The sequence below is a fragment of the Streptomyces sp. NPDC020597 genome (genome assembly GCF_044335095.1).
Lineage (GTDB): Bacteria > Actinomycetota > Actinomycetes > Streptomycetales > Streptomycetaceae > Streptomyces.
In genome coordinates this window covers 324,089-342,912 of record NZ_JBIRUL010000004.1, presented here as the reverse complement: position 1 = coordinate 342,912, position 18,824 = coordinate 324,089, and the positions used below count along the sequence as shown (strand labels likewise).

17 protein-coding genes are annotated in these 18,824 nt (G+C 73.3%); 12 read left to right on the top strand and 5 right to left on the bottom strand.

Annotation, left to right across the window (positions count from 1 at the left end; all coding sequences use genetic code 11):
* The first annotated feature begins 15 nt into the window (after positions 1 to 15).
* Positions 16 to 576: a hypothetical protein gene (locus ACH4ZA_RS10130; protein WP_319279647.1), complete on the top strand. Its 561-nt coding sequence runs from the start codon at positions 16 to 18 to the stop codon at positions 574 to 576.
* A gap of 182 nt (positions 577 to 758) precedes the next feature.
* Here ACH4ZA_RS10130 and ACH4ZA_RS10125 read toward each other — a convergent pair whose 3' ends face one another.
* A complete protein-coding gene (locus ACH4ZA_RS10125; RefSeq protein WP_398428779.1) occupies positions 759 to 2,423 on the bottom strand; it encodes a S1C family serine protease in 1,665 nt (554 codons plus the stop codon).
* 245 nt (positions 2,424 to 2,668) lie between these two features.
* Here ACH4ZA_RS10125 and ACH4ZA_RS10120 point away from each other — a divergent pair, with 245 nt between their 5' ends.
* The 3 genes from ACH4ZA_RS10120 (at position 2,669) to ACH4ZA_RS10110 (ending at position 5,624) form a co-directional block, all read left to right on the top strand.
* Positions 2,669 to 3,505, top strand: coding sequence for a glycerophosphodiester phosphodiesterase (locus ACH4ZA_RS10120; RefSeq protein WP_319282605.1), 837 nt, complete (start codon positions 2,669 to 2,671; stop codon positions 3,503 to 3,505).
* Between the two features lie 217 nt (positions 3,506 to 3,722).
* Positions 3,723 to 4,361 (top strand): ATP-binding protein, encoded by a 639-nt coding sequence (locus tag ACH4ZA_RS10115; protein WP_319282612.1) that lies wholly within the window; start codon positions 3,723 to 3,725, stop codon positions 4,359 to 4,361.
* 297 nt (positions 4,362 to 4,658) lie between these two features.
* The gene (locus tag ACH4ZA_RS10110) at positions 4,659 to 5,624 is read left to right on the top strand and encodes a DUF5926 family protein (RefSeq protein WP_319282608.1); all 966 of its coding nucleotides are present in this window, start codon (positions 4,659 to 4,661) and stop codon (positions 5,622 to 5,624) included.
* Positions 5,625 to 5,901: 277 nt separating this feature from the next.
* Here the strand turns inward: ACH4ZA_RS10110 and ACH4ZA_RS10105 are convergent, their stop codons facing one another.
* Both ACH4ZA_RS10105 and ACH4ZA_RS10100 read right to left on the bottom strand, forming a co-directional pair.
* Positions 5,902 to 6,564, bottom strand: coding sequence for a hypothetical protein (locus ACH4ZA_RS10105; RefSeq protein ID WP_398428778.1), 663 nt, complete (start codon positions 6,562 to 6,564; stop codon positions 5,902 to 5,904).
* Positions 6,565 to 6,620: 56 nt separating this feature from the next.
* Entirely contained in the window at positions 6,621 to 7,286 is a 666-nt protein-coding gene (locus ACH4ZA_RS10100) for a bifunctional DNA primase/polymerase (protein WP_319277054.1), read from the bottom strand.
* 524 nt (positions 7,287 to 7,810) lie between these two features.
* On the opposite strand from ACH4ZA_RS10100, the gene ACH4ZA_RS10095 reads away from it, so the two are divergent.
* The 4 genes from ACH4ZA_RS10095 to ACH4ZA_RS10080 all read left to right on the top strand — a co-directional run bounded on the left by ACH4ZA_RS10095 (position 7,811) and on the right by ACH4ZA_RS10080 (position 13,846).
* The gene (locus tag ACH4ZA_RS10095) at positions 7,811 to 9,367 is read left to right on the top strand and encodes a PP2C family protein-serine/threonine phosphatase (protein ID WP_319277066.1); all 1,557 of its coding nucleotides are present in this window, start codon (positions 7,811 to 7,813) and stop codon (positions 9,365 to 9,367) included.
* Positions 9,368 to 9,461: 94 nt separating this feature from the next.
* Positions 9,462 to 10,955 carry an aminopeptidase P family protein gene (locus ACH4ZA_RS10090; protein WP_398428777.1) on the top strand — a complete coding sequence of 498 codons (1,494 nt, stop codon included), beginning with the start codon at positions 9,462 to 9,464 and terminating at the stop codon, positions 10,953 to 10,955.
* Between the two features lie 136 nt (positions 10,956 to 11,091).
* Positions 11,092 to 12,459 (top strand): PLP-dependent aminotransferase family protein, encoded by a 1,368-nt coding sequence (locus ACH4ZA_RS10085; RefSeq protein WP_319277052.1) that lies wholly within the window; start codon positions 11,092 to 11,094, stop codon positions 12,457 to 12,459.
* Positions 12,460 to 12,526: 67 nt separating this feature from the next.
* Positions 12,527 to 13,846: an MFS transporter gene (locus ACH4ZA_RS10080; protein ID WP_398428776.1), complete on the top strand. Its 1,320-nt coding sequence runs from the start codon at positions 12,527 to 12,529 to the stop codon at positions 13,844 to 13,846.
* 51 nt (positions 13,847 to 13,897) lie between these two features.
* On the opposite strand, the gene ACH4ZA_RS10075 is transcribed toward ACH4ZA_RS10080, so the two are convergent.
* Both ACH4ZA_RS10075 and ACH4ZA_RS10070 read right to left on the bottom strand, forming a co-directional pair.
* Positions 13,898 to 14,728, bottom strand: coding sequence for a triphosphoribosyl-dephospho-CoA synthase (locus tag ACH4ZA_RS10075; protein WP_398428775.1), 831 nt, complete (start codon positions 14,726 to 14,728; stop codon positions 13,898 to 13,900).
* A 248-nt stretch (positions 14,729 to 14,976) separates the two neighbouring features.
* Positions 14,977 to 15,432 carry an ATP-binding protein gene (locus tag ACH4ZA_RS10070; RefSeq protein ID WP_319277047.1) on the bottom strand — a complete coding sequence of 152 codons (456 nt, stop codon included), beginning with the start codon at positions 15,430 to 15,432 and terminating at the stop codon, positions 14,977 to 14,979.
* A gap of 263 nt (positions 15,433 to 15,695) precedes the next feature.
* On the opposite strand from ACH4ZA_RS10070, the gene ACH4ZA_RS10065 reads away from it, so the two are divergent.
* The 4 genes from ACH4ZA_RS10065 (at position 15,696) to ACH4ZA_RS10050 (ending at position 18,822) form a co-directional block, all read left to right on the top strand.
* On the top strand, positions 15,696 to 16,610 hold the full coding sequence (locus tag ACH4ZA_RS10065) for a hypothetical protein (protein ID WP_319277045.1): 915 nt from the start codon (positions 15,696 to 15,698) through the stop codon (positions 16,608 to 16,610).
* Positions 16,611 to 16,732: 122 nt separating this feature from the next.
* Positions 16,733 to 17,503: a YcnI family protein gene (locus ACH4ZA_RS10060; protein WP_319277043.1), complete on the top strand. Its 771-nt coding sequence runs from the start codon at positions 16,733 to 16,735 to the stop codon at positions 17,501 to 17,503.
* 150 nt (positions 17,504 to 17,653) lie between these two features.
* A complete protein-coding gene (locus ACH4ZA_RS10055) occupies positions 17,654 to 18,301 on the top strand; it encodes an SCO family protein (protein ID WP_319277041.1) in 648 nt (215 codons plus the stop codon).
* 74 nt (positions 18,302 to 18,375) lie between these two features.
* Positions 18,376 to 18,822 carry a copper chaperone PCu(A)C gene (locus tag ACH4ZA_RS10050; RefSeq protein ID WP_319277064.1) on the top strand — a complete coding sequence of 149 codons (447 nt, stop codon included), beginning with the start codon at positions 18,376 to 18,378 and terminating at the stop codon, positions 18,820 to 18,822.
* Positions 18,823 to 18,824 lie beyond the last annotated feature (2 nt).

Here is an 18,824-nt window from a genome sequence, read left to right as displayed (position 1 = left end):
GAGCAGGGATGTGAGATGCCCCGGTTGAAGCAGCGCCGCATGGCGGCCGGATGGCTGGCGGCAGCAGGGCTGCTGACGTCTGGATGTGCTGTCCTCGACAGCAGCACTGCCGACGCCGGAGGGCAGGGGGCGTCCTACGAGCAGGCGTATGCCGACCACGAGCCGTTGCACGTGGTCGGCTACCCCTCCACCGGCTCGCTGCTGGTGGTGCAGCAGCTCGTGTGGGACATCGCCGACGGCAGGACGGACGACCTTCGCAAGCTGGCGACCGGCGACAGCAGCGGAACGGAGGCCCGGAAGACCGCCGAGAACTGGGCCAAGGGCTTCGGCGCCGGCGCCCGGGGTCGTGTGACAGGCGATTTCTACGACGCCGGCTCAGAGCGCCAGGTCGTGGTCCTGTACTTCCACGACAGCCGTCAGGTCAAGGAGTTCACCGTTCGGCTCGACGGGGACGCGGGCGACGACGGCTGGCGGGTTCTGATGAAGTCGTCCGATTTCAAGGACGCGACCCGTGCTCCCGCGTGGGCGCCGAAGGAGCCGGGCGGAGCCGGCTCCACGATGAAGAACGTCCGCTGACCGCAGGTCCTGGGGCGACGGAGACGCCATGTGCGAGGGCCACCCGGACGTCCTGCGCCAGCTGATCGACGGCAGGACCGGCGGGCGGCCAGGCGGGACGACCACGAGCCGCACGCGCGCGTGAGGGTCGGCGTCGGAACCGGGTGTCACGCGCGCGGGCGGCCGGGGGCAACCGCAAACGATCAGTTGTCGCCCTTGCGGGAGCCGAGGGTCAGGTCGACGGTGTGCGACTTGCCGTCCCGTTCGTAGGTGATCGTGACCTTGTCGCCGGGCTGGTGGGTCCAGATCTCGCCGATGAGCGTCGGACCGCTGTCGATCACCATGTCGTCGAGCTTGGTGATGACATCGCCGGGCTTCAGTCCGGCCTTGGCCGCCGGACCGCCCGCCTCGACCGCGGCCGCACCGCCCGCGGCCGTGTCCGTGATCTTCGCGCCGCCCGAGGAGTCCTGCAGGGAGACCGACGCCCCGATCTTGGCGTAGACGGGCTCGCCGGTCTTGATCAGCTGCTGGGCGACATACCTGGCCTGGTTGATCGGGATGGCGAAGCCGAGGCCGATCGACCCGGACTGGGTGGTGCCGCCCAGGCCGCCGCCACCGGTGGACTGGATCGCGGAGTTGATGCCGATGACGTTGCCCGAGGCGTCCAGCAGCGGACCGCCCGAGTTGCCCGGGTTGATGGAGGCGTCCGTCTGCAGCGCGCTCATGTAGGAGGCCGAGCTGCCGGTGCTGTCGCTGGAGGCCACGGGGCGGTTCTTCGCGCTGATGATGCCCGTGGTGACCGTGTTGGAGAGGCCGAAGGGCGCGCCGATCGCGATCGTCGAGTCGCCGACCGCCACCTTGTCGGAGTTGCCGAGAGTGAGCGGCTTCAGGTCCGAGGGGGCGTTCTTGAGCTTGATGACGGCGACGTCGTAGCCCTGGGCGTGCCCCACGACCTCGGCGTTGTACTTCTTCCCGTTCGGGAAGGTGGCCGTCACCTTGCCGCCCTCGACTGCTTCGGCGACCACGTGGTTGTTGGTGACGATGTGGCCCTGGGTGTCGAAGACGAAGCCGGTGCCGGTGCCGCCCTCGCCGCTGCTGGACTCGGCCTGGATGGTCACCGTGCTGGGCAGGGCCTTCGCGGCGACTCCGGCGACGGTGCCGGGGTCGCGCTTGACCTCGCCGCCGTTGGTGGAGGAGGAGACGGTGGTCGAGCCGGTGTCGTCGTCGTTCTTGGCGAGTGTGTAGCCGAGGCCGCCGCCGAGGCCGCCCGCGACCAGTGCGGCGACCAGGATCGCGGCGACGAGCCCGCCACGCCCCCGGCCCGACTTCGGCGCGGGCTGCTGATAGGACGCGCCCCAGACGGTCCCACTTCCACCGGCGCCGCCGGCAGCCGCGGAGCCGCTGTCCCCGTACGCGTGCGTGCCGCTGTCCCCGTACGCGTGCGTGCCGCCGTCGCCGTACGCGTGCGTGCCCGCGTCGGCGTACACCGGCGCGGCCGGGGCGTGGCCCGGCCGGTCTCCTTCGGGGGCGGCCGGATAGCCGTGCGGGGCGGCGGCGGGTGGGGCCGCGGCGGTGTGCGGGGCCGGGGGCGCCTGCGACGGGGCCGGCGGCGGCCAGTCGCCGTCCGTCGGGGCGGGTGCGCCCTGCGGCGCGGCGGGCGGCGGCCAGCCGGCCTCGGCGGCGCTCGCCGCGTGGGCGGGCGCCTCCGGCGCCTGTACGGACGCCGCCGGGAACTCGGCGCCGGTCGCGGCCGCGTCCGGCGCGGGCTGCTGCGTGGGGGCCGAGGGAGAATCCACCGGCACGGGGGGTGCGGACGGGGCCGGGGGTACCTGGGTGCCCTCGTTCTTGCCCTCGTTCTCGGTGCTCACAGCTCTTCTCCTCGATCCACGGCTGTTGTCGTCGGTCGTACTCAGGTCACGCTCGTCGCGCGCTGAAGCGGTACAGGTGTTCCTGTGTACGTCTCAGCTTTTCCCACGGGCCGTCAGAGCACCATAAGCGGTGGCTGTGGGTCCTTGGCCATTCTTTATAAGGGGTATTACGCACAATAAGCGCGCATCATCGAAACATCTCAGAGGGTTCTCAGACGAGTGCGTGCCGGTGGCACGATGACGCGGTGACTCACGCACGGCAGCACCACATTCAAGTCGTCGCTCACCGAGGCGCTTCCGAGGACGCCCCCGAGCACACCCTGGCCGCGTACAGGAAGGCGATCGAAGACGGCGCGGACGCCCTCGAGTGCGACGTACGGCTGACCGCGGACGGTCATCTCGTCTGCGTGCACGACCGTCGCGTCAACCGTACGTCCAACGGCCGCGGCGCGGTCTCCGCCCTGGAGCTCGCCGATCTCACGGCGCTGGACTTCGGCTCCTGGAAGACGAAGGAGGCCCGCGACGCCTGGCAGGCGCGCGAGGAGGACCCGGACTGGGAGGTCCGGCCCGAGGACCGCGAGGAGACCTCCGTCCTCACCCTCGAGCGGCTGCTGGAGCTCGTCTCCGACGCGGGACGCCGGGTGGAGCTGGCCATCGAGACCAAGCATCCGACGCGGTGGGCCGGACAGGTGGAGGAGCGGCTGCTGGCGCTCCTCAAGACGTTCGGCCTGGACGCCCCGTCCTCGGCGGCCGAGTCCCCGGTGCGGATCATGAGCTTCTCGGCCCGCTCCCTGCACCGGGTGCGCGCGGCCGCTCCCACGATGCCGACGGTGTACCTGATGCAGTTCGTCTCGCCCCGCCTGCGCGACGGACGGCTGCCCGCGGGCGTCGGGATCGCCGGCCCGTCGATGCGGATCGTGCGCAGCCACCCCGGCTACGTCGAGCGGCTGAAGCGGGCCGGGCACCAGGTGCACGTGTGGACGGTGAACGAGCCCGGCGACGTCGACGTCTGCGTCGAACTGGGCGTCGACGCCATCATCACCAACCGTCCGCGCGCGGTGCTCGGTCGACTGGGCCGCTGATCCCGGCCCGTACACCCCCGCGCTCCGAGCTCAGAACGGGCCGATGTCCATTCGGAGAAAGTCACAGAAGTCCCACAAGCCCCATCCACACCTCTTGACCACACAGCACGCCTACAGCATTCTCCGTTCCAGCCATACCGTCCAAATTCAGCCACGCACTGAACAGGCGCTCACAGGGAGTGCTCCGGCGCGTTCGCTGCGTGTTCGGCCGTCCCGAATGCGTCGCCGGACCTGCATTGGCCGGTTTCCGGTACAGGCCAATGGGGCATCCACTCCGTGGCGTGGGGCGAAGGAGGTCTCGGGGGTGGCGTTGGTGGTGGCACAGGAGGTGCCCGCGTCGTCGAGCATGGCCGTATCCCATGGCCCTGCGGGCGTGGGAAACGCGAGACACCGCATGCGCGATCAGCTGCGCAGGGGCGGGGTGTCGGAATCGGTCATCGACGACGCCGTACTGATCCTTTCCGAACTTCTGAGCAATGCCTGCAAGCACGGCAGACCGCTGGGCGACGACCTGGCCGGGGACGGCGACGTCCGGGCCGCGTGGCGGGTCGACCCGGGCGGCCGACTGGTGGTCGAGGTGACCGACGGCGGCGGCCCGACCCGGCCCGCGCCGGCCACCCCGTCGGTCACCGCGCACGGCGGCCGCGGGCTCAACATCATCACGGCGCTGTCCGACGACTGGGGCGTCCGGGACGACGCCCGCGGCGAGGTGACGGTGTGGGCCGTCGTCCACGCGGACGTGTACGACCCGGACGCCGGCTGTCGGCGCGACGACTTCGCGAGCCGGGTCGCCGCCCCGCCGGTGGCCTCGATCCCCGGCCTCGACTTCGCCGACGCCTTCGACGACCTGGACTGACCACCTGGACCGGGGACGCCGAGAATTGGGACGGCGAGAACCGGGACGGCGAGAACCGGGACGGCGGGAGCCGGGGCGCCGAGAACGGGGCGCGGACGACCCGGGCGGCCGGGAGCAGGACGCGCAACGACCGGGCGTGAGGGGCGGGATCGCGGGGTCCGGGGTCGCCGCGCGGTCCCGGAGCGCGGCGCGGGGCGTCGCGCACGACCGCCGCGTCGCCCACGGGTTCCCGTGACGGAGCGTACGAACGGCTAGGCTCCCGCCGTACCAGACGAGCCGTAACCGGGAGACACCCAGATGGCCAAGAAGCGACCCCAGACGACGGCCAAGCGGCCGCAGCCCACCGACGCGGACATCCCGGTCGTCGGCGCGCGGGAGCCCTGCCCGTGCGGCAGCGGCCGCCGCTACAAGGCCTGCCACGGCCGGGCCGCGGCGCACGCGGTGACCGAGTTGGTGCAGCGTCCTTTCGAGGGCCTGCCCGGCGAGTGCGACTGGGTGGCGCTGCGCGAGCTGGTGCCCGCCGCCACGGTGGAGCTGACCCTGAAGGGCGGCCTGCCCGAGGGCGTCCCGTCCGTCACGCTCGCCACCGTCCTGCCGATGGCCTGGCCCGCGCTGCGCCGCGACGACGGCTCGGTGCTGCTCGGCCTGCAGAACGACACGCCGTCGGGCGACCTCAGCCGTGACCTGGCGGACACCCTGCAGCGGGCGCTCGAGGCGGACCCCGGCACTCCCGTGCAGGCGCGGCGCGCCCCGGCGGACGGTCCGCGGATGCAGGATCTGCTCGACGCCGAAGGCGCGTTCGAGCCAGTTGTGCACAGCGGCTTCGAGTTCTGGGTCCCGGACCCGGAGAACGCCGTGCCGGACGTCGCCGCCTCCCTGGAGCGCGCCAACGCCGCGGCGATCCCGACCGTGAAGCTGACCGGCGTCGACGCCGCGTACTGGTGCGAGACGCCGGACAAGAACCACCTGCGCTGGGTCATGCCGCACCCGGAGGAGCGGCTTTTGGACGCCCTTGCGCGGCTGCACGCGGCGGGCGCCTCCGGCCTCGGCGAGGGCACGCGTCTGGTGGGCTCGTTCCGGGCGCACGGCGTGCTGGTGCCGGTCTGGGACCTGCCGAGCGCGGTCACCGCGGACGACGTGGAGAAGCCGGCCGCCGAGTTCGCCGAGCGCCTGGCCGGGGCGCTGGCCTCGGACGCGCCCCTCACCGCCGACGAGCGCCGCGCCCGCGGCGGCCTGACCAACCGACAGGTGACGCTCAGCTGACGCACAGGTACGAAAGACGGCCGCGCTGACCGGCCGGTCAGCAGCCCGGACACCGGGGGCCGGCGTGAGCCCGCTCACAACTGCCCCCGAAACAAGGCGAGTCGAGGCCTCGGGCGGCGATTCGCCGGTGTCCGGAAAGCCGATGAAAACAAGAGATCGAATTTGCGTAGCGCCGTTCTCTTGTTACCGTTCGAGTAGCCCGGTTGCTGGTGCATCCCCCGTCGCCAGCAACCGGGTTCTTCTGTTTCCGGTCCCGCTCACGCATCGACGCCGCACGTCAACTGCCCGTATCCGAAGGGAAGTTGCTGCCGGAGCGCAACAGCAGCGGGCCGTCTGCGATCGCTTCGGCGAATTCCGTGACCGCCGTGTACGCGGCCTGCTTTCCGTGGCTCGGCTCGTGGGGCGTCTCGCAGGACTCCGGCTCGTCCTCGGCGGCCACCGCGCACCTCGTCTGCACGGTGCGGCCCGCGGGGCCCATGAGGCTCAGGAAGGCGTCCAGAGCGCGCCCCGTGGCGTTGCGGTAGTAGGTACGCGCCCAGGTGTCCTCGCCCCGGGAGAGCACACAGGTCTGCGCCTCCACCCCGTCGGGGGAGGCCAGCTCGGGGCCGCAGCGGGCGGCAGTGGCCAGGCCGAGGCCCAGCGTCAGCGGCGGCCCGGAGGGCGCCGCTGACGTCGCCTCGGGGTCCTCCTCGCCGGCCGCGCGCAGATCGCGGGCCGCGCCGGCGGCGCCCGCCGCGCCGACGGCAGGACCCGTGGGCCGGTCCGCCTCGCCTTCGGCCGGCCCGCCGGCCGCGTCGGACAGGGGCCTGCCGTCCGCCGGCACGCCGGCCCGGTCGGGCGCGTGTCCGCCCTCGCCGGCCGGCCCCGCGGACGCCATGGCCAGGGGCAGGGCGATCGCGCAGGCCACGGCGCCCCCGAGGGCGAGCAGACGAAGGTTCATGTAGCGGAAGATAGAGGGCGAACGCGGACGCCCCGGCCGGCGCGCGCCCGACACCCCTACAACTCGGGGGCGCTCACACCCGTACGAGTGAGGGCGTCCACGACGGCGTCCACCACGGCCTCGACGTCGGGCACCCAGGGCGAGGCCGAGCCGGGCAGCGGAGCCCGCTCCCAGCGGATGTCCCCGCCGCCCGTCACCGACGGGGGCAGGGCGATGTAGCCGCCCTCGCCGTGGAAGCGCAGGGAGCCCGGCACGAAGTCCTTGGCGTAGAGCAGCTCGCCCAGCTGCTCCATCGAGTACGGCCGGACGAGGATGGACCAGCGCGTGGGCGAGGCGACGACCGGCCCGAGGCGCATGCCCTGCTGGTCGAGCGCCACGAGCGCGCGCGACGCCGCGAGGGCGGGGAGGCTGACCGCGCAGGGGGCGGCGCCCCCGGTGGCCAGGATGATCGGTGCGGCCGGCCGGTTGCCCCACCACCAGCGCACCATGCGGGCGTCGCAGGTGGCCGCGAGCAGGCCGGGGTCGAAGGGGTGAGCACCGGGGACCGTGCACTCCGGGTCGGGGCAGGTGCAGCGGGAGGTGCTCCGCTGGTCCGCCGCCGCTCCCGGGAGGACGGGCCACTGCCAGTCCGTCGCGAACGTCAGGGCCGAGTCGATCAACTCAGGTCCTGCGTCGCCGGACTGGGACAGGAGCCTGCGTCGCTTTCCGAGGATCTCGCGCATGAGCGCTCGTTCCTTTCCGTTGCACCGCTGGCAACACCGTGGGCCACATCACACCATGTGTCGATCACTTCACTGTGCGTACCTGTTGGCGCATCACACCCCTGTACGGAACAAGGGGAACCCCTCAGGGTCGAGCGGTGGCTGCTCACGCGGCCACTCGGTCCGACTCGCGTCCATCTAAATGCTTGGGCGTGGCGTGGGGTGGCGAAGTCTGGCGTTTAACGTCGCACGTATTTCTCTCCGCCTCCGCCGCGGGAGGATGGGGCACGGTCGTCGATGGCTATGACGCCCGGCGCGGTCACCAGGTTCCGGAGGCTCCCCACGAGCTCCCGACGACCCCTGGCCCTTACCGAGTACGTACCCAACACGACCGCTGTGACGCTCCGTGGAACAAGGCCAGTCGACCGCAATCAACCGTTACCCGAGGCAGTTTTAAGCCAATCTTGCAATTTCGCAAGGGAGCCGGAAGAACCGTGCGCGATTCTCCCAAAGACCCCGTGGACACCAGCGAGCTCGGCAGGACAATGCTGGACATCCCCTCACGAGTGCGTGTACATGTGGAGACACCGCTAGCGGCGCAGAATGACATGGGGGTTTGCGATGCTTTTGAGCAATACGCTCCGGTCCGAGAGCCGGACGCCATGAACGCCCCTCACCCTCCGAAAGTGGCCGGAATCGATCCAACGGTTCCCTCGCCCGCACACACTGTCCCGCCCGCGCCCGCCGTCCCGGGCGGTTCCGCCGTCCCGGCCGCCACCTCCGTATCCCCGGACCCGTCGTCCGGCCCTCCCGGCATGTCGGGCCCCGGAGCGCTGCTGACGGACCGGCTGGCCGGCTGGGTCTCGGACCTCACCACCCTGCACGAGCTCACCGAACGCCTGGCCCGCACGGTCGTCCTCCAGGACGCCCTTCAGGAACTGCTGCACGCCGGAGCCGCCCTCGTGGGCGCCCGCCGCGGCCTCGTCGTCCTCGAACCGGCCGACGGACTGGGCCCCGACACCACCATCGGACTGGGCCTCGGCCGTGCCGACCTCGGCCACATCGAAACCGTCCCGCGCAGCGCCCTGTCCTACGGCCGCATCCTCGACGGACTGCCCGGCGGCGAAGGGGAGATCACCGAGCCCGACCTCCTCTCCGGCGACGGCCTCGACCCCCGCCACCGCGAGGTGGCCGCCCGCCTCGGCTACGCCGCCAGCTACGCGCTGCCGCTGGAGCCGGACGGCGCCTTTGGCCGGCTCGGTGCGGCCGTGTGGCTGTACGACGAGCCCGCCGAGCCGGGCGAACGCCAGCGCCACCTGATCGGCCTGTACGTCCGGTACGCCGCCGAGCACCTGGCGCGACTCGTGGAGCTCGAGCGCACCCGCACGTGCATGCGGACCATGTCCGAGGAGCTGCTGCCGTCCCGGCTGCCGCGCGTGCCCGGCGTCCAGCTCGCCGCCCGGCACCGCACCGGCCCCCGCGGAGGCGGTGACTGGTACGACGCGCTGCCGCTGCCGGACGCCGCCCTGGGGCTGGCCGTCGGGTCCGTCACCGGGTCCGGGCCGAGCGCCGTCGCCGCGATGGGCCGCCTGCGCGCCTCCCTGCGGGCGTACGCGGTGATGGAGGGCGAGGACCCCGTCGCCGTCCTGTCCGACCTGGAGCTGCTGCTGCGGCTGACCGAGCCGGCGCGGTCCGCCACCGCGCTGTTCGCGTACTGCGAGCCCGCCCTGCGCAAGATCACCCTGGCCGGCGCGGGGCACTGCCCGCCGCTGCTGGTCGGGGAGCGGCGCACGGAGTTCGTGGAGACCTCCGTCTCCGCGCCCCTGGGCATGCTGGCCTGCTGGGAGGCGCCCAGCGTCGAGCTGGAGGCGGAGCCCGGCGAGACGGTGCTGCTCTACACCGACGGACTGCTGCACCGCACCGGCGACCCCGCCGACCGCGCCTTCGCCCGGCTGCACGCGGCCGCCGCCGGGGTGCCGAAGGCGCTGCGTCAGGACCCCGGGGCGGTCGCCGACCACGTACTGCGCACGATGCTGCCGGACGGCCTGTACGACCAGGACAGCGACGAGGACGTGGTGCTGCTGGCGGCCCGTTTCGAGTAGGGCGGCGGCGACAGCGGCGTAAGAGGTCATTCGGGCCTGGGCCCCCTTCCGTACGACCGTACGATGGAGGGGGTCCAGTGCCGTACCTAGGAGGATGACCATGGCCGACGAGCCCACCCCGGCTGCGCCGGATGACGCTGCCACCGCAGCCGGCCCGGAGACCGAGCCCGAGGAGCCCGTCAAGCAGCGGAAGAACGGCCTGTACCCGGGCGTCTCCGACGAGCTGGCCGAGAACATGAAGTCCGGCTGGGCGGACACCGAGATGCACGACCTGGAGCCGATCGCCCAGGCCGGCGAGACCGCCGCCCGCCGGGCCGCGCTCTCCGCGCGTTTCCCGGGCGAGCGGCTGGTGATCCCGGCGGGCAACCTGAAGACCCGCTCCAACGACACCGAGTACGCCTTCCGCGCCTCCGTCGAGTACGCGTACCTCACCGGCAACCAGACCGAGGACGGCGTCCTGGTGCTGGAGCCCGTCGACGACGGTCACCGGGCCACGATCCACCTGCTGCCGCGTTCCGACCGCGAGAACGGCGAGTTCTGGCTGTCCGGCCAGGGCGAGCTGTGGGTGGGCCGCCGGCACTCGCTCACGGAGGCCGAGAAGCTGTACGGCATCCCGGCCTCCGACGTGCGCGAGCTGGCCGGCCGGCTGCGCGAGGCCACCGGCCCGGTGCGCGTCGTGCGCGGTCACGACGCGGGCGTCGAGGCGGCCCTGACCGACAAGGTCACCGCCGAACGCGACGAGGAGCTGCGCGTCTTCCTCTCCGAGGCCCGGCTGGTCAAGGACGACTTCGAGATCGGCGAACTGCAGAAGGCCGTCGACTCCACGGTCCGCGGCTTCGAGGACGTCGTGAAGGTCCTCGACTCGGCCCGGGCCACGAGCGAGCGGTACATCGAGGGCACGTTCTTCCTCCGCGCGCGCGTGGAGGGCAACGACGTCGGCTACGGCACCATCGCCGCGGCCGGCCCGCACGCCTGCACCCTGCACTGGGTGCGCAACGACGGGCCCGTGCGCTCCGGTGACCTGCTGCTGCTCGACGCGGGCGTCGAGACGCACACGTACTACACCGCCGACGTCACGCGCACGCTGCCCGTCGACGGCCGCTTCACCGAGATCCAGAAGCAGATCTACGACGCGGTGTACGAGGCCCAGGAGGCCGGCATCGAGGCCGTGCGTCCGGGCGCCAAGTACCGCGACTTCCACGACGCCGCGCAGCGCGTGCTCACCGCGAAGCTCGTCGAGTGGGGCCTCGTCGAGGGCCCGGTGGAGCGCGTCCTCGAGCTCGGCCTGCAGCGGCGCTGGACGCTGCACGGCACCGGTCACATGCTCGGCATGGACGTCCACGACTGCGCCGCCGCGCGCGTGGAGTCGTACGTCGACGGCACGCTGGAGCCCGGCATGGTGCTCACGGTCGAGCCCGGCCTGTACTTCCAGGCCGACGACCTGACGGTGCCCGAGGAGTACCGGGGGATCGGCGTCCGCATCGAGGACGACATCCTCGTCACGCAGGACGGCAACCGGAACCTGTCGGACGGCCTGCCGCGCCGCTCCGACGAGGTCGAGGCCTGGATGGCTTCGCTGAAGGGCTGACGGTCCGGACGACGGCCGGGTAGAGGGCCGGGTACTGGTGAGTGCCCGGCCCTTCCCGTGCGCTGGGCCCGGGTCGGGCTCCTGCCGGGTCGGGCGACCGCACCGTCCGGGGTTTTTCATGTCCAGGGGGGACTTGGTGAACGATTTCTGGTCCGGGGTCGGCGTCGATCTGCATCTCGAGCCCGACAGCGGCGAGGGGCGGCGGACGGGGCTGGAGCGGGCGCTGCGGGACGCCGTGCGGGAGGGGCGGCTGGCGCCGGGGAGCCGGCTGCCCGCCACCCGGCGGCTCGCCGCCGAGACCGGCATCTCCCGCAACACCGTGAAGGCCGCCTACGACCAGCTGGTCGCCGAGGGCTATCTGACGGCACGGCAGGGCTCGGGAACCCGGGTCGCCGTCCTGCCGCCCGCCGCGGCCGACCCGCTGGGCGCCGCCACCCGCGCGCGTGAGCCGCGTTTCGACCTGCGTCCCGGCAGCCCCGACGTCGGGACCTTCCCGGCGGCGGCCTGGCTGCGCGCGCTGCGCCGCGCCATCGCGACGGCGCCCTCGCTCGCGTACGACTACGGCGACCCGCGCGGCCGCATCGAGCTGCGCACCGCGCTGTCGGAGTACCTGGGGCGGGCGCGGGGCGTCATCGCGCCGCCCGAGCGGATCGTGGTCACCTCCGGGTACGTGCAGGGCCTCGCGCTCCTCACGCGCGTGCTGGACGGCGGCCGGGTCGCGATGGAGGACCCCGGGCTGCCGTTCCACCGCGAGGTCGTACGCCGCAACGGCGGCACCGTGATGCCCGCGCCGGTCGACGAGCAGGGAGTGCGCGTCGCCGACCTGGGCGACGCGCGCGCCGTGGTCGTCACGCCCGCCCACCAGTACCCCACGGGCGTGACGCTGGCTCCGGGCCGGCGGCGCGCCCTGACCGAGTGGGCACGCGCGCGTGACGCGCTGATCGTCGAGGACGACTACGACGGGGAGTTCCGCTACGACCGACAGCCGGTGGGGGCGCTCCAGGGCATGGCGCCGGGGCAGGTCGCCTATCTGGGCACCGCCTCCAAGACCCTCGGTCCCGCGCTGCGGCTCGGCTGGATGGTGCTGCCGCCGCAGCTGGTCGACGCGGTCGCGGACGCCAAGCTGCACAGCGACCACCACACCGAGTCGATCGGCCAGCTGGCGCTCACCGAGCTGATCGACAGCCACGCCTACGACCGGCACGTCCGCGCGTCCCGGCTGCGCTACCGGCGCCGCCGTGACCTGCTGCTGGAACGGCTGGGAAGGCGCCGGGGCGTACGCGGGATCGCGGCCGGGCTGCACGCACTGGTGGACGTCGGCGACGAGGAGGCGACGATCGCCCGGGCGGAGGCCGAAGGGCTGGCGGTGGGCCGGCTCGGCGACCACTGGCACACACCCGGCGCCGGAGCCGCGCAGGGACTGGTCGTCGGGTACGGCACCCCCAGGGAACGGCTGTATCCGCAGGCGCTGGACGTGCTGGCGAAGGTGCTGGACGGGGAGTGATTGGACCAGTTTCCCAGGCCCGTATTGGTGCTGTCGGGGGACCCATCCGGGTCCTAGCGTCAGGGGTATGCCGAAGACTCTCGACCAGCGGACCCGCCCTCACCGAACCGGCTCCCGGCGGAGCGGCCCCCAACGTCTGCTCGCGCTCGCCCAGCTGAGCAACTCGGTCGGGGACGGGGCGTACTACACGACGTCGGCCCTGTACTTCACGCAGATGATCGGTCTCGCCCCCGCGCGCGTGGGGCTCGGTCTCACCCTCGGGTGGGCGGTCGGCTCGCTCGCCGGGGTGCCCCTGGGCCGACTCGCCGACCGGCACGGGGCCCGTGGGACGGCGGTGCTGCTGGCGCTGGCGACGGGGCTGGCGGTGGCGTCCTTCACCCTCGTGCGCGGGTTCGTGCCGTTCGTCCTCGTGGCGTGCGGCTACGCGGCCGCCCAGTCGGGGCTCGCGGCGGCCCGGCAGGCCCTGCTGGCCGGGCTGGTGCCGGCCGGCGAGCGGACGGGGCTGCTGGCGCGCCTCCAGGCGACGCTGAACGCGGGGCTGGCCGTGGGCGCGGGGCTCGGCGGGCTCGCGTTGCACGCCGGCACCCGGGCGGCCTACCTCGGCGTGTTCGCCGTCGACGCGGTGAGCTTCCTGGTGTGCGCGCTGCTGCTCGCCGCGCTGCCCCGGGTGGCGCCCCGGGCGCTCCACCCGGGCGGAAGCGGCCTCGGGGTGCTCCGGGACCGTCCCTATGCGCTGGTGGCGCTCCTCAACACCGTGCTGCTGCTGCGGATGCCGTTGCTGAGCCTCGTGCTGCCACTGTGGATCACCGAGCGGACGGGGGCGCCCGCCTGGCTGGTCTCCGCGCTGTTCGTCCTCAACACGGCCGCGGTCACGGCGTTCCAGGTACGGGCGGCGCGCGGGGTGACCGGGCCGGCGAGCGCCACGCGCGCGGTGCGCCGCGCGGGCTGGGTGATGTGCGCCGCCTGCGCCGTGTTCGCCCTGTCCGCGGGGGCGTCCCCGTGGGTGGCGGCGGGCGTCCTGGTGCTGGGGTCGGTGCTGCAGGTGGTGGCCGAGATGGGGCAGTCCGCGGGTTCCTGGCAGCTCTCCTTCGACCTGGCCCCGGCCGACCGCGTCGGCGAGTACCAGGGCCTGTTCGGCACCGGCGTCACGGTGGCCCGCACCCTCGGCCCGCTGGTCCTCACCTGGCTGCTCGTCGAGTGGGGCACGCCGGGCTGGCTGCTGCTGGGGGCGGCGATGGTGGCGGCGTCCTACGCCATGGGCCCGGCGGCGCGACGGGCAGCGGCGGGACGGGACGCGGAGACGGCCGGTGCGGCGGCGGCGACCGCGGCCGCGGGGACGCCGACGGCAGCGGTACCGGCGACGGCAGCGGCCCCCGCGACCGGGTGACGCGGTGGAGCGCCGGCGGGGTGGAGCGGTGGAGCCCTGGCGGGGTGGAGCTCACGATGCACAGTGCTCAGTGGCCGCAAGGGAGTCGACGAAGAGGGCGCCCGACAGGAGGCCCGCGCTGCCGCGGGGGCTCCACGCGCGCGCGTGGAGGTCGGTGTCGAAGGCGTCCAGGGCCTTCGCGCCGGGCTCCGTCGACGTGCCGCCGGCTTCGAGGACCGCGCGGGCGCCCGCCTGGACGTGACGCAGGCCCAAGGGTCCGGCCGTGTGCAGGAGTTCGGTGTCCTGGAGGGTCGACATCACGGTGAGCAGGGCGTCGAGGCGGGCCTCCGCCTCACCGGCGCCGGCCGTGCGCGCCCGCGCCAGGGCGTCCAACGCCCTGCGCACGTGCGGGAACCCGGCGCGGGCCTCACCCCGGGCGCCGGCCGCGCCGTACCTCGCCGAGACCGTCGCGCCCCGCGAGGGCCGGCGCGGGGCCGCACGGTCGGGGTGCGCGGCGATCCGCTTGGCGGTCGCCGTGACCTCGACGCCCCGCGCCCCGGGGTCGAGGGCGGCCGCCGCGACCAGCAGGCCGAGCGTCCACAGGGCGCCCCGGTGCCCGCCGCCGGCGAGGCCCACCGAGTGCTCGGTGCACCGTCCGATCGCGCCCAGCTCCGCGCGGAGCCGGGGCGTGGGCTCGCCGGTGCGGCGGGCGGCCGCGGCCATCGCCGCGAGTCCGGGTGCGAGCGCGCCGGCCGACCAGCGCAGCGCGCAGTGGTCCCTGCGGGTGACCCGGGCGGCCCGGTCGCGGGGATCGGGCAGGCCGGGTTTGGGGGCCAGCGCCAGCTGGTCCTTCAGCGCGGCCACCGCGGCCTGCGCGAGCTCCTCGTCCTCTCGGCCGGGCATGTGCTGACTCAGGAGGACGCGGACGCCGTCGGGGCGTCGCCCGGGGGTGTGCCGCCCGGGCCGCACGCGACCAGGAGGGCGCGGCGCCGGGGGAGGGGGAGGGTGGTGTCCTGGTGGTGTCCCGTCATGGACAGCAGGGTAGGAACACCGCCCGTCAGCCGGCTGGACGGCCGCTGAGAGGAACCTGTGAGTGCGGACGGAAGGACGAAATCCATGCCCCGGAGAGATAACTGACGGATCGACAGGCTTCACACGGCCATCAGCGGGGCGTCCTTGCGCCACTTCAGGATCTTGTCGAAGCTCACGACCGCCCCGCCGCGCCCCGGCGTGTTGCCGATGTGGACGTGGTCGGCGAGCTCCTGGATGAGGAACAGGCCCCGGCCCTGCTCGGCGTCGGCGTTCGTGCGCACCCGCGCGGCGGCGGGGCGCTCACCGGCGAACCCCGGACCGGAGTCGGCGACCTCGATGCGGCACGTCTCGCCGTCGAGGTAGGCCGTCACCCGGTACGCCTCGGAACAGCCGCCGGTCCCGGTGTCCCCACCGTGCTCGACGGCGTTGGCGCAGGCCTCGCTCAGGGCGACGGAGAGGTCGTAGCTGACGTCGGGATCGACGCCCGCCGTCTCCATCGTGCCGAGCAGCAGGCGGCGGGCGAGCGGCACGCTCGCGGCTTCGCGCCGCAGATGGAGTGACCACCAGATGCTCATGCTCCAGCCTCCTGGCTGCGGCTCGACATACCGATACGTATTGCCGCCCGCAGCCGTATGTAAGCGTGAATTCCGCGTGATGCCGCCCATATGGGGGATGCCCGCAGGCGGGAAATCGGTGTATGTGGGACGCAGGAGCATCAGGCACACCGCTCACCACAGAAGACGATCTTCCGGATCGTGTGGGCCGCGCGGACCCAGGGCGCGGGCCGCGCGGACCTGCCGTGGGGCGGCGGCAGGGCCAGTGCGATGATGAGCCCGCCATGACTGCCCCCTCCAGCGAGCGCTCCGGACGCGATCTCCGGCTGCTGCGGGCCGCGGTGTTCGCCGCGGTCTGCGTCGTGCTGGCCGCGGTCGGGCACACGGCGGCCTCCTGCGCCGCCGTTCCGCTGTGGACCCTGGGCGTGGGCTTCCTCGCCGTGGTCGCGGTGGCGGCGCCGCTCGCGGGACGCGCGCGCTCGGCGCCGGGCATCGCCGCGCTCCTCGCGCTCGGACAGACCGTGCTGCACACCCTGTTCGGGTTCGGACAGCACACCGCCTCCGTCTCGGCCGCCGCGTCGACGTCCGTTCCGCATTCGGTTTCCGCTGCTTCCGCCTCCGCCGCGCTGTCAGCGTCCGACGCCTCGCTCGTCGAACGGGCGGCCCGGCTGGTGTGCGGGGCCGCGGCGGCGCCGATCAGTCCTGCCCAGGCCCGGAAGATACTCGTCGACGCCCGGCTGTACTCCCCCGGCGACGGGGCGAGCGGCGGCATGGGCGGCAGCGGCGCCGGCATGAGCGGCATGCCCGGGATGAGTTCGATGCAGCATCCCGCGGACGCCGTCGGCGGCGCCGGCGACGGCTCGGCGATGTCGCTGCTGCCGTCCCTGCCCATGGTGCTCGGCCACGTCCTCGCGGCCGTCGCCGCCGGGTGGCTGCTGCGGCGCGGCGACACGGCTCTGCTGCGGCTGCTCGCCCTGTCCGCCCACGGTGTCGCCGAGGGGGCGCTCGTGCGGTCCCTGCGCGGAGCGCTCGCGCTGGTGCGCGCCCTGCTCGCGGGGCTGCCCACCGCGCCGGCCGCGGGAGTGGGCGTCCCGCGCACGGCGCTTCTCACGCCGGAGTCACCCGGCGCCGCCACGCTCCAGCACTCGGTGATCAGACGAGGTCCGCCGGTCGTATCCGTTCTCGTCCTCGCTGCCTGACGCGACACGACCTGCACTCCATCCGGGGGCGGCCGCCGTCGCGCGGCGCCTGCGCGTGCGCACCGGCGTGCCCGCGCCTCACCCTCACCCTCGGAATCACTCAGAGTGGAGTGCTCGCTTTCATGAAGACCTCACGCATCGCTTCCCGTACCGCCCGCCGGGTGGCCGCCGCTGCCGCTGCCGCCGGCTGCGCCGTGCTCGTCCTGTCCTCGCCCGCCTTCGCTCACGTCAGCGTCGCCGCCGAGGGCTCCGCCGCGAAGGGCGGCTACGCGGTCGTCGACTTCAAGGTCCCCAACGAGCGGGACAACGCCTCGACCACCAAGCTCGAGGTCGCCTTCCCGACCGACCACCCGCTGGCCTCCGCGATGCCGGAGCCGATCAACGGCTGGACGATCGAGGTCACGAAGGCCAAGCTCGCCAAGCCCATCGAGCTGCACGGCAAGCAGATCTCCGAGGCGGTCTCCAAGATCACCTGGACCGCCTCCGGCGACGGAGTGAAGCCGGGCTTCTTCCAGAAGTTCCCGGTCTCTGTGGGCGCGCTGCCCGAGGACGCCGACGAACTGGTCTTCAAGGCGATCCAGACGTACTCCAACAAGGAGGTCGTGCGCTGGATCGAGGTCCAGGCCGACGGCGCGGAGGAGCCCGAGAACCCGGCCCCGGTGCTCGCCCTGACCGCCGCCTCCGAGAACGGCCACCACGGCGCGGCCGCCTCGAACGCCGCTGAGAAGTCCGACGACGCCAAGGCCGCCGCCAAGACGACCGAGGCCGCCTCCGACGTGGACGGCAGCGACACCACCGCCCGCGTCCTCGGCGTGGTCGGCATCGTCGTCGGCGTCGCCGGTGTGGCGTACGGCGTGCTCGCCGGCCGCCGCCGGACCACGACCGAGGCCTGAGCCCCCGGCCGGCGCGGGCGGCCGCCACCGCCCGCGCCGGCTCCTCGACGGCGCGCAACCCCGGGGTGCCGGCTCGTCCGGCGCTCGCGCCCGGCCTCTCGCCACCCACCCCGGGGTCGGCCCGAATTCATACATCTGGGACATTTCTCTATGCGCAAGAAGACGTTCGCCGTGGCCGCGCTGTTCGCCGCCGCCGCTCTCACCCTCTCCGCCTGCAGCAGCGACGACGGCACGAGCCCCGTGGCCGTGGTGTCCGAGGAGGGCAAGCGGCAGGCCGCGACCGTGCTCGACCAGCCCTTCACCAAGCCCGCCCTGGTCCTCACCGACACCCGGGGCGCCTCGTACGACCTCCGCAAGGAGACGGACGGACACCCGACGCTCATCTACTTCGGCTACACCAACTGCCCCGACGTCTGCCCGCTGACGATGAGCAACATCGCCGTCGCCAAGAAGCAGCTGCCCAAGGCGGAGCAGGAAGAGCTGCGCGTCGTCTTCGTCACCACGGACCCGGACCGCGACACCCCCGCCGCGCTCGGGGCCTGGCTCAAGGGCATCGACCCCCAGGTCGTCGGCCTGACCGGGAAGTTCGCGACGATCCAGGCCGCCGCCCGCTCGCTCGGCATCTCCGTCGAGGCGCCGCACAAGGACAAGAACGGCAAGATCGTCTCCACCCACGGAACCCAGGTCGTCGCCTTCTCCCCGAAGACGAACGGCGGATACCTCCTGTACGGCGAGGACGCCAAGGTCGACGACTACATCAAGGACCTGCCCAAGATCATCAAGGGTGGGACGCCGTGAGCGCGGCACTGCCGGGCGGGCAGAGGTCCGGCCGGACGGAACGGGCGCCGGGACGGGCGCCAGGGCGGGGGCGGCTGCTGGCCGCGTCCTCCGCGGTCGTCACGGGGACGCTGCTGCTGGCGGCGTGCGGATCGGACGCGGACGGCCGGGCGGAGCTGTCCGTCCGTGAGGCCTACATTCCGCAGCCCGTCTCCGACACCATGGCCGCCGGATTCCTGACCGTCGTCAACAAGGGCGGCGCGCAGGACGAGCTGACCTCCGTCACCAGCACCGCTGCGGGCAGCGTCACTCTCCACACGACCGTCGGGTCGTCGATGGAGGAGGTCACCGCCCTCGACGTCCCGGCCCACGGTCAACTCGTGTTCAAGAGCGGCGGAAACCACCTGATGTTCGAGAAGCTGAAGAGCAAGCCGGTGCAGGGCGGGACGGTGACCGTCGAACTCCACTTCGCCTCGTCCGACCCGCTAAAGGTCGACATACCGGTGAAGTCCGCCACGTACGACCCGACGACCGGACACTGAGG

Excerpts from the sequence above, each read along its gene's own strand:
- ACH4ZA_RS10105 (WP_398428778.1), bottom strand. The coding sequence starts at position 6,564 with ATGAACCTTCGTCTGCTCGCCCTCGGGGGCGCCGTGGCCTGCGCGATC.
- ACH4ZA_RS10060 (WP_319277043.1), top strand. The coding sequence starts at position 16,733 with ATGAAGACCTCACGCATCGCTTCCCGTACCGCCCGCCGGGTGGCCGCC.
- ACH4ZA_RS10090 (WP_398428777.1), top strand. The coding sequence starts at position 9,462 with ATGACCATGGCCGACGAGCCCACCCCGGCTGCGCCGGATGACGCTGCC.
- ACH4ZA_RS10080 (WP_398428776.1), top strand. The coding sequence starts at position 12,527 with ATGCCGAAGACTCTCGACCAGCGGACCCGCCCTCACCGAACCGGCTCC.
- ACH4ZA_RS10070 (WP_319277047.1), bottom strand. The coding sequence starts at position 15,432 with ATGAGCATCTGGTGGTCACTCCATCTGCGGCGCGAAGCCGCGAGCGTG.
- ACH4ZA_RS10065 (WP_319277045.1), top strand. The coding sequence starts at position 15,696 with ATGACTGCCCCCTCCAGCGAGCGCTCCGGACGCGATCTCCGGCTGCTG.
- ACH4ZA_RS10115 (WP_319282612.1), top strand. The coding sequence starts at position 3,723 with ATGCGTCGCCGGACCTGCATTGGCCGGTTTCCGGTACAGGCCAATGGG.
- ACH4ZA_RS10055 (WP_319277041.1), top strand. The coding sequence starts at position 17,654 with ATGCGCAAGAAGACGTTCGCCGTGGCCGCGCTGTTCGCCGCCGCCGCT.
- ACH4ZA_RS10100 (WP_319277054.1), bottom strand. The coding sequence starts at position 7,286 with ATGCGCGAGATCCTCGGAAAGCGACGCAGGCTCCTGTCCCAGTCCGGC.
- ACH4ZA_RS10095 (WP_319277066.1), top strand. The coding sequence starts at position 7,811 with ATGCTGGACATCCCCTCACGAGTGCGTGTACATGTGGAGACACCGCTA.
- ACH4ZA_RS10110 (WP_319282608.1), top strand. The coding sequence starts at position 4,659 with ATGGCCAAGAAGCGACCCCAGACGACGGCCAAGCGGCCGCAGCCCACC.
- ACH4ZA_RS10130 (WP_319279647.1), top strand. The coding sequence starts at position 16 with ATGCCCCGGTTGAAGCAGCGCCGCATGGCGGCCGGATGGCTGGCGGCA.
- ACH4ZA_RS10075 (WP_398428775.1), bottom strand. The coding sequence starts at position 14,728 with ATGCCCGGCCGAGAGGACGAGGAGCTCGCGCAGGCCGCGGTGGCCGCG.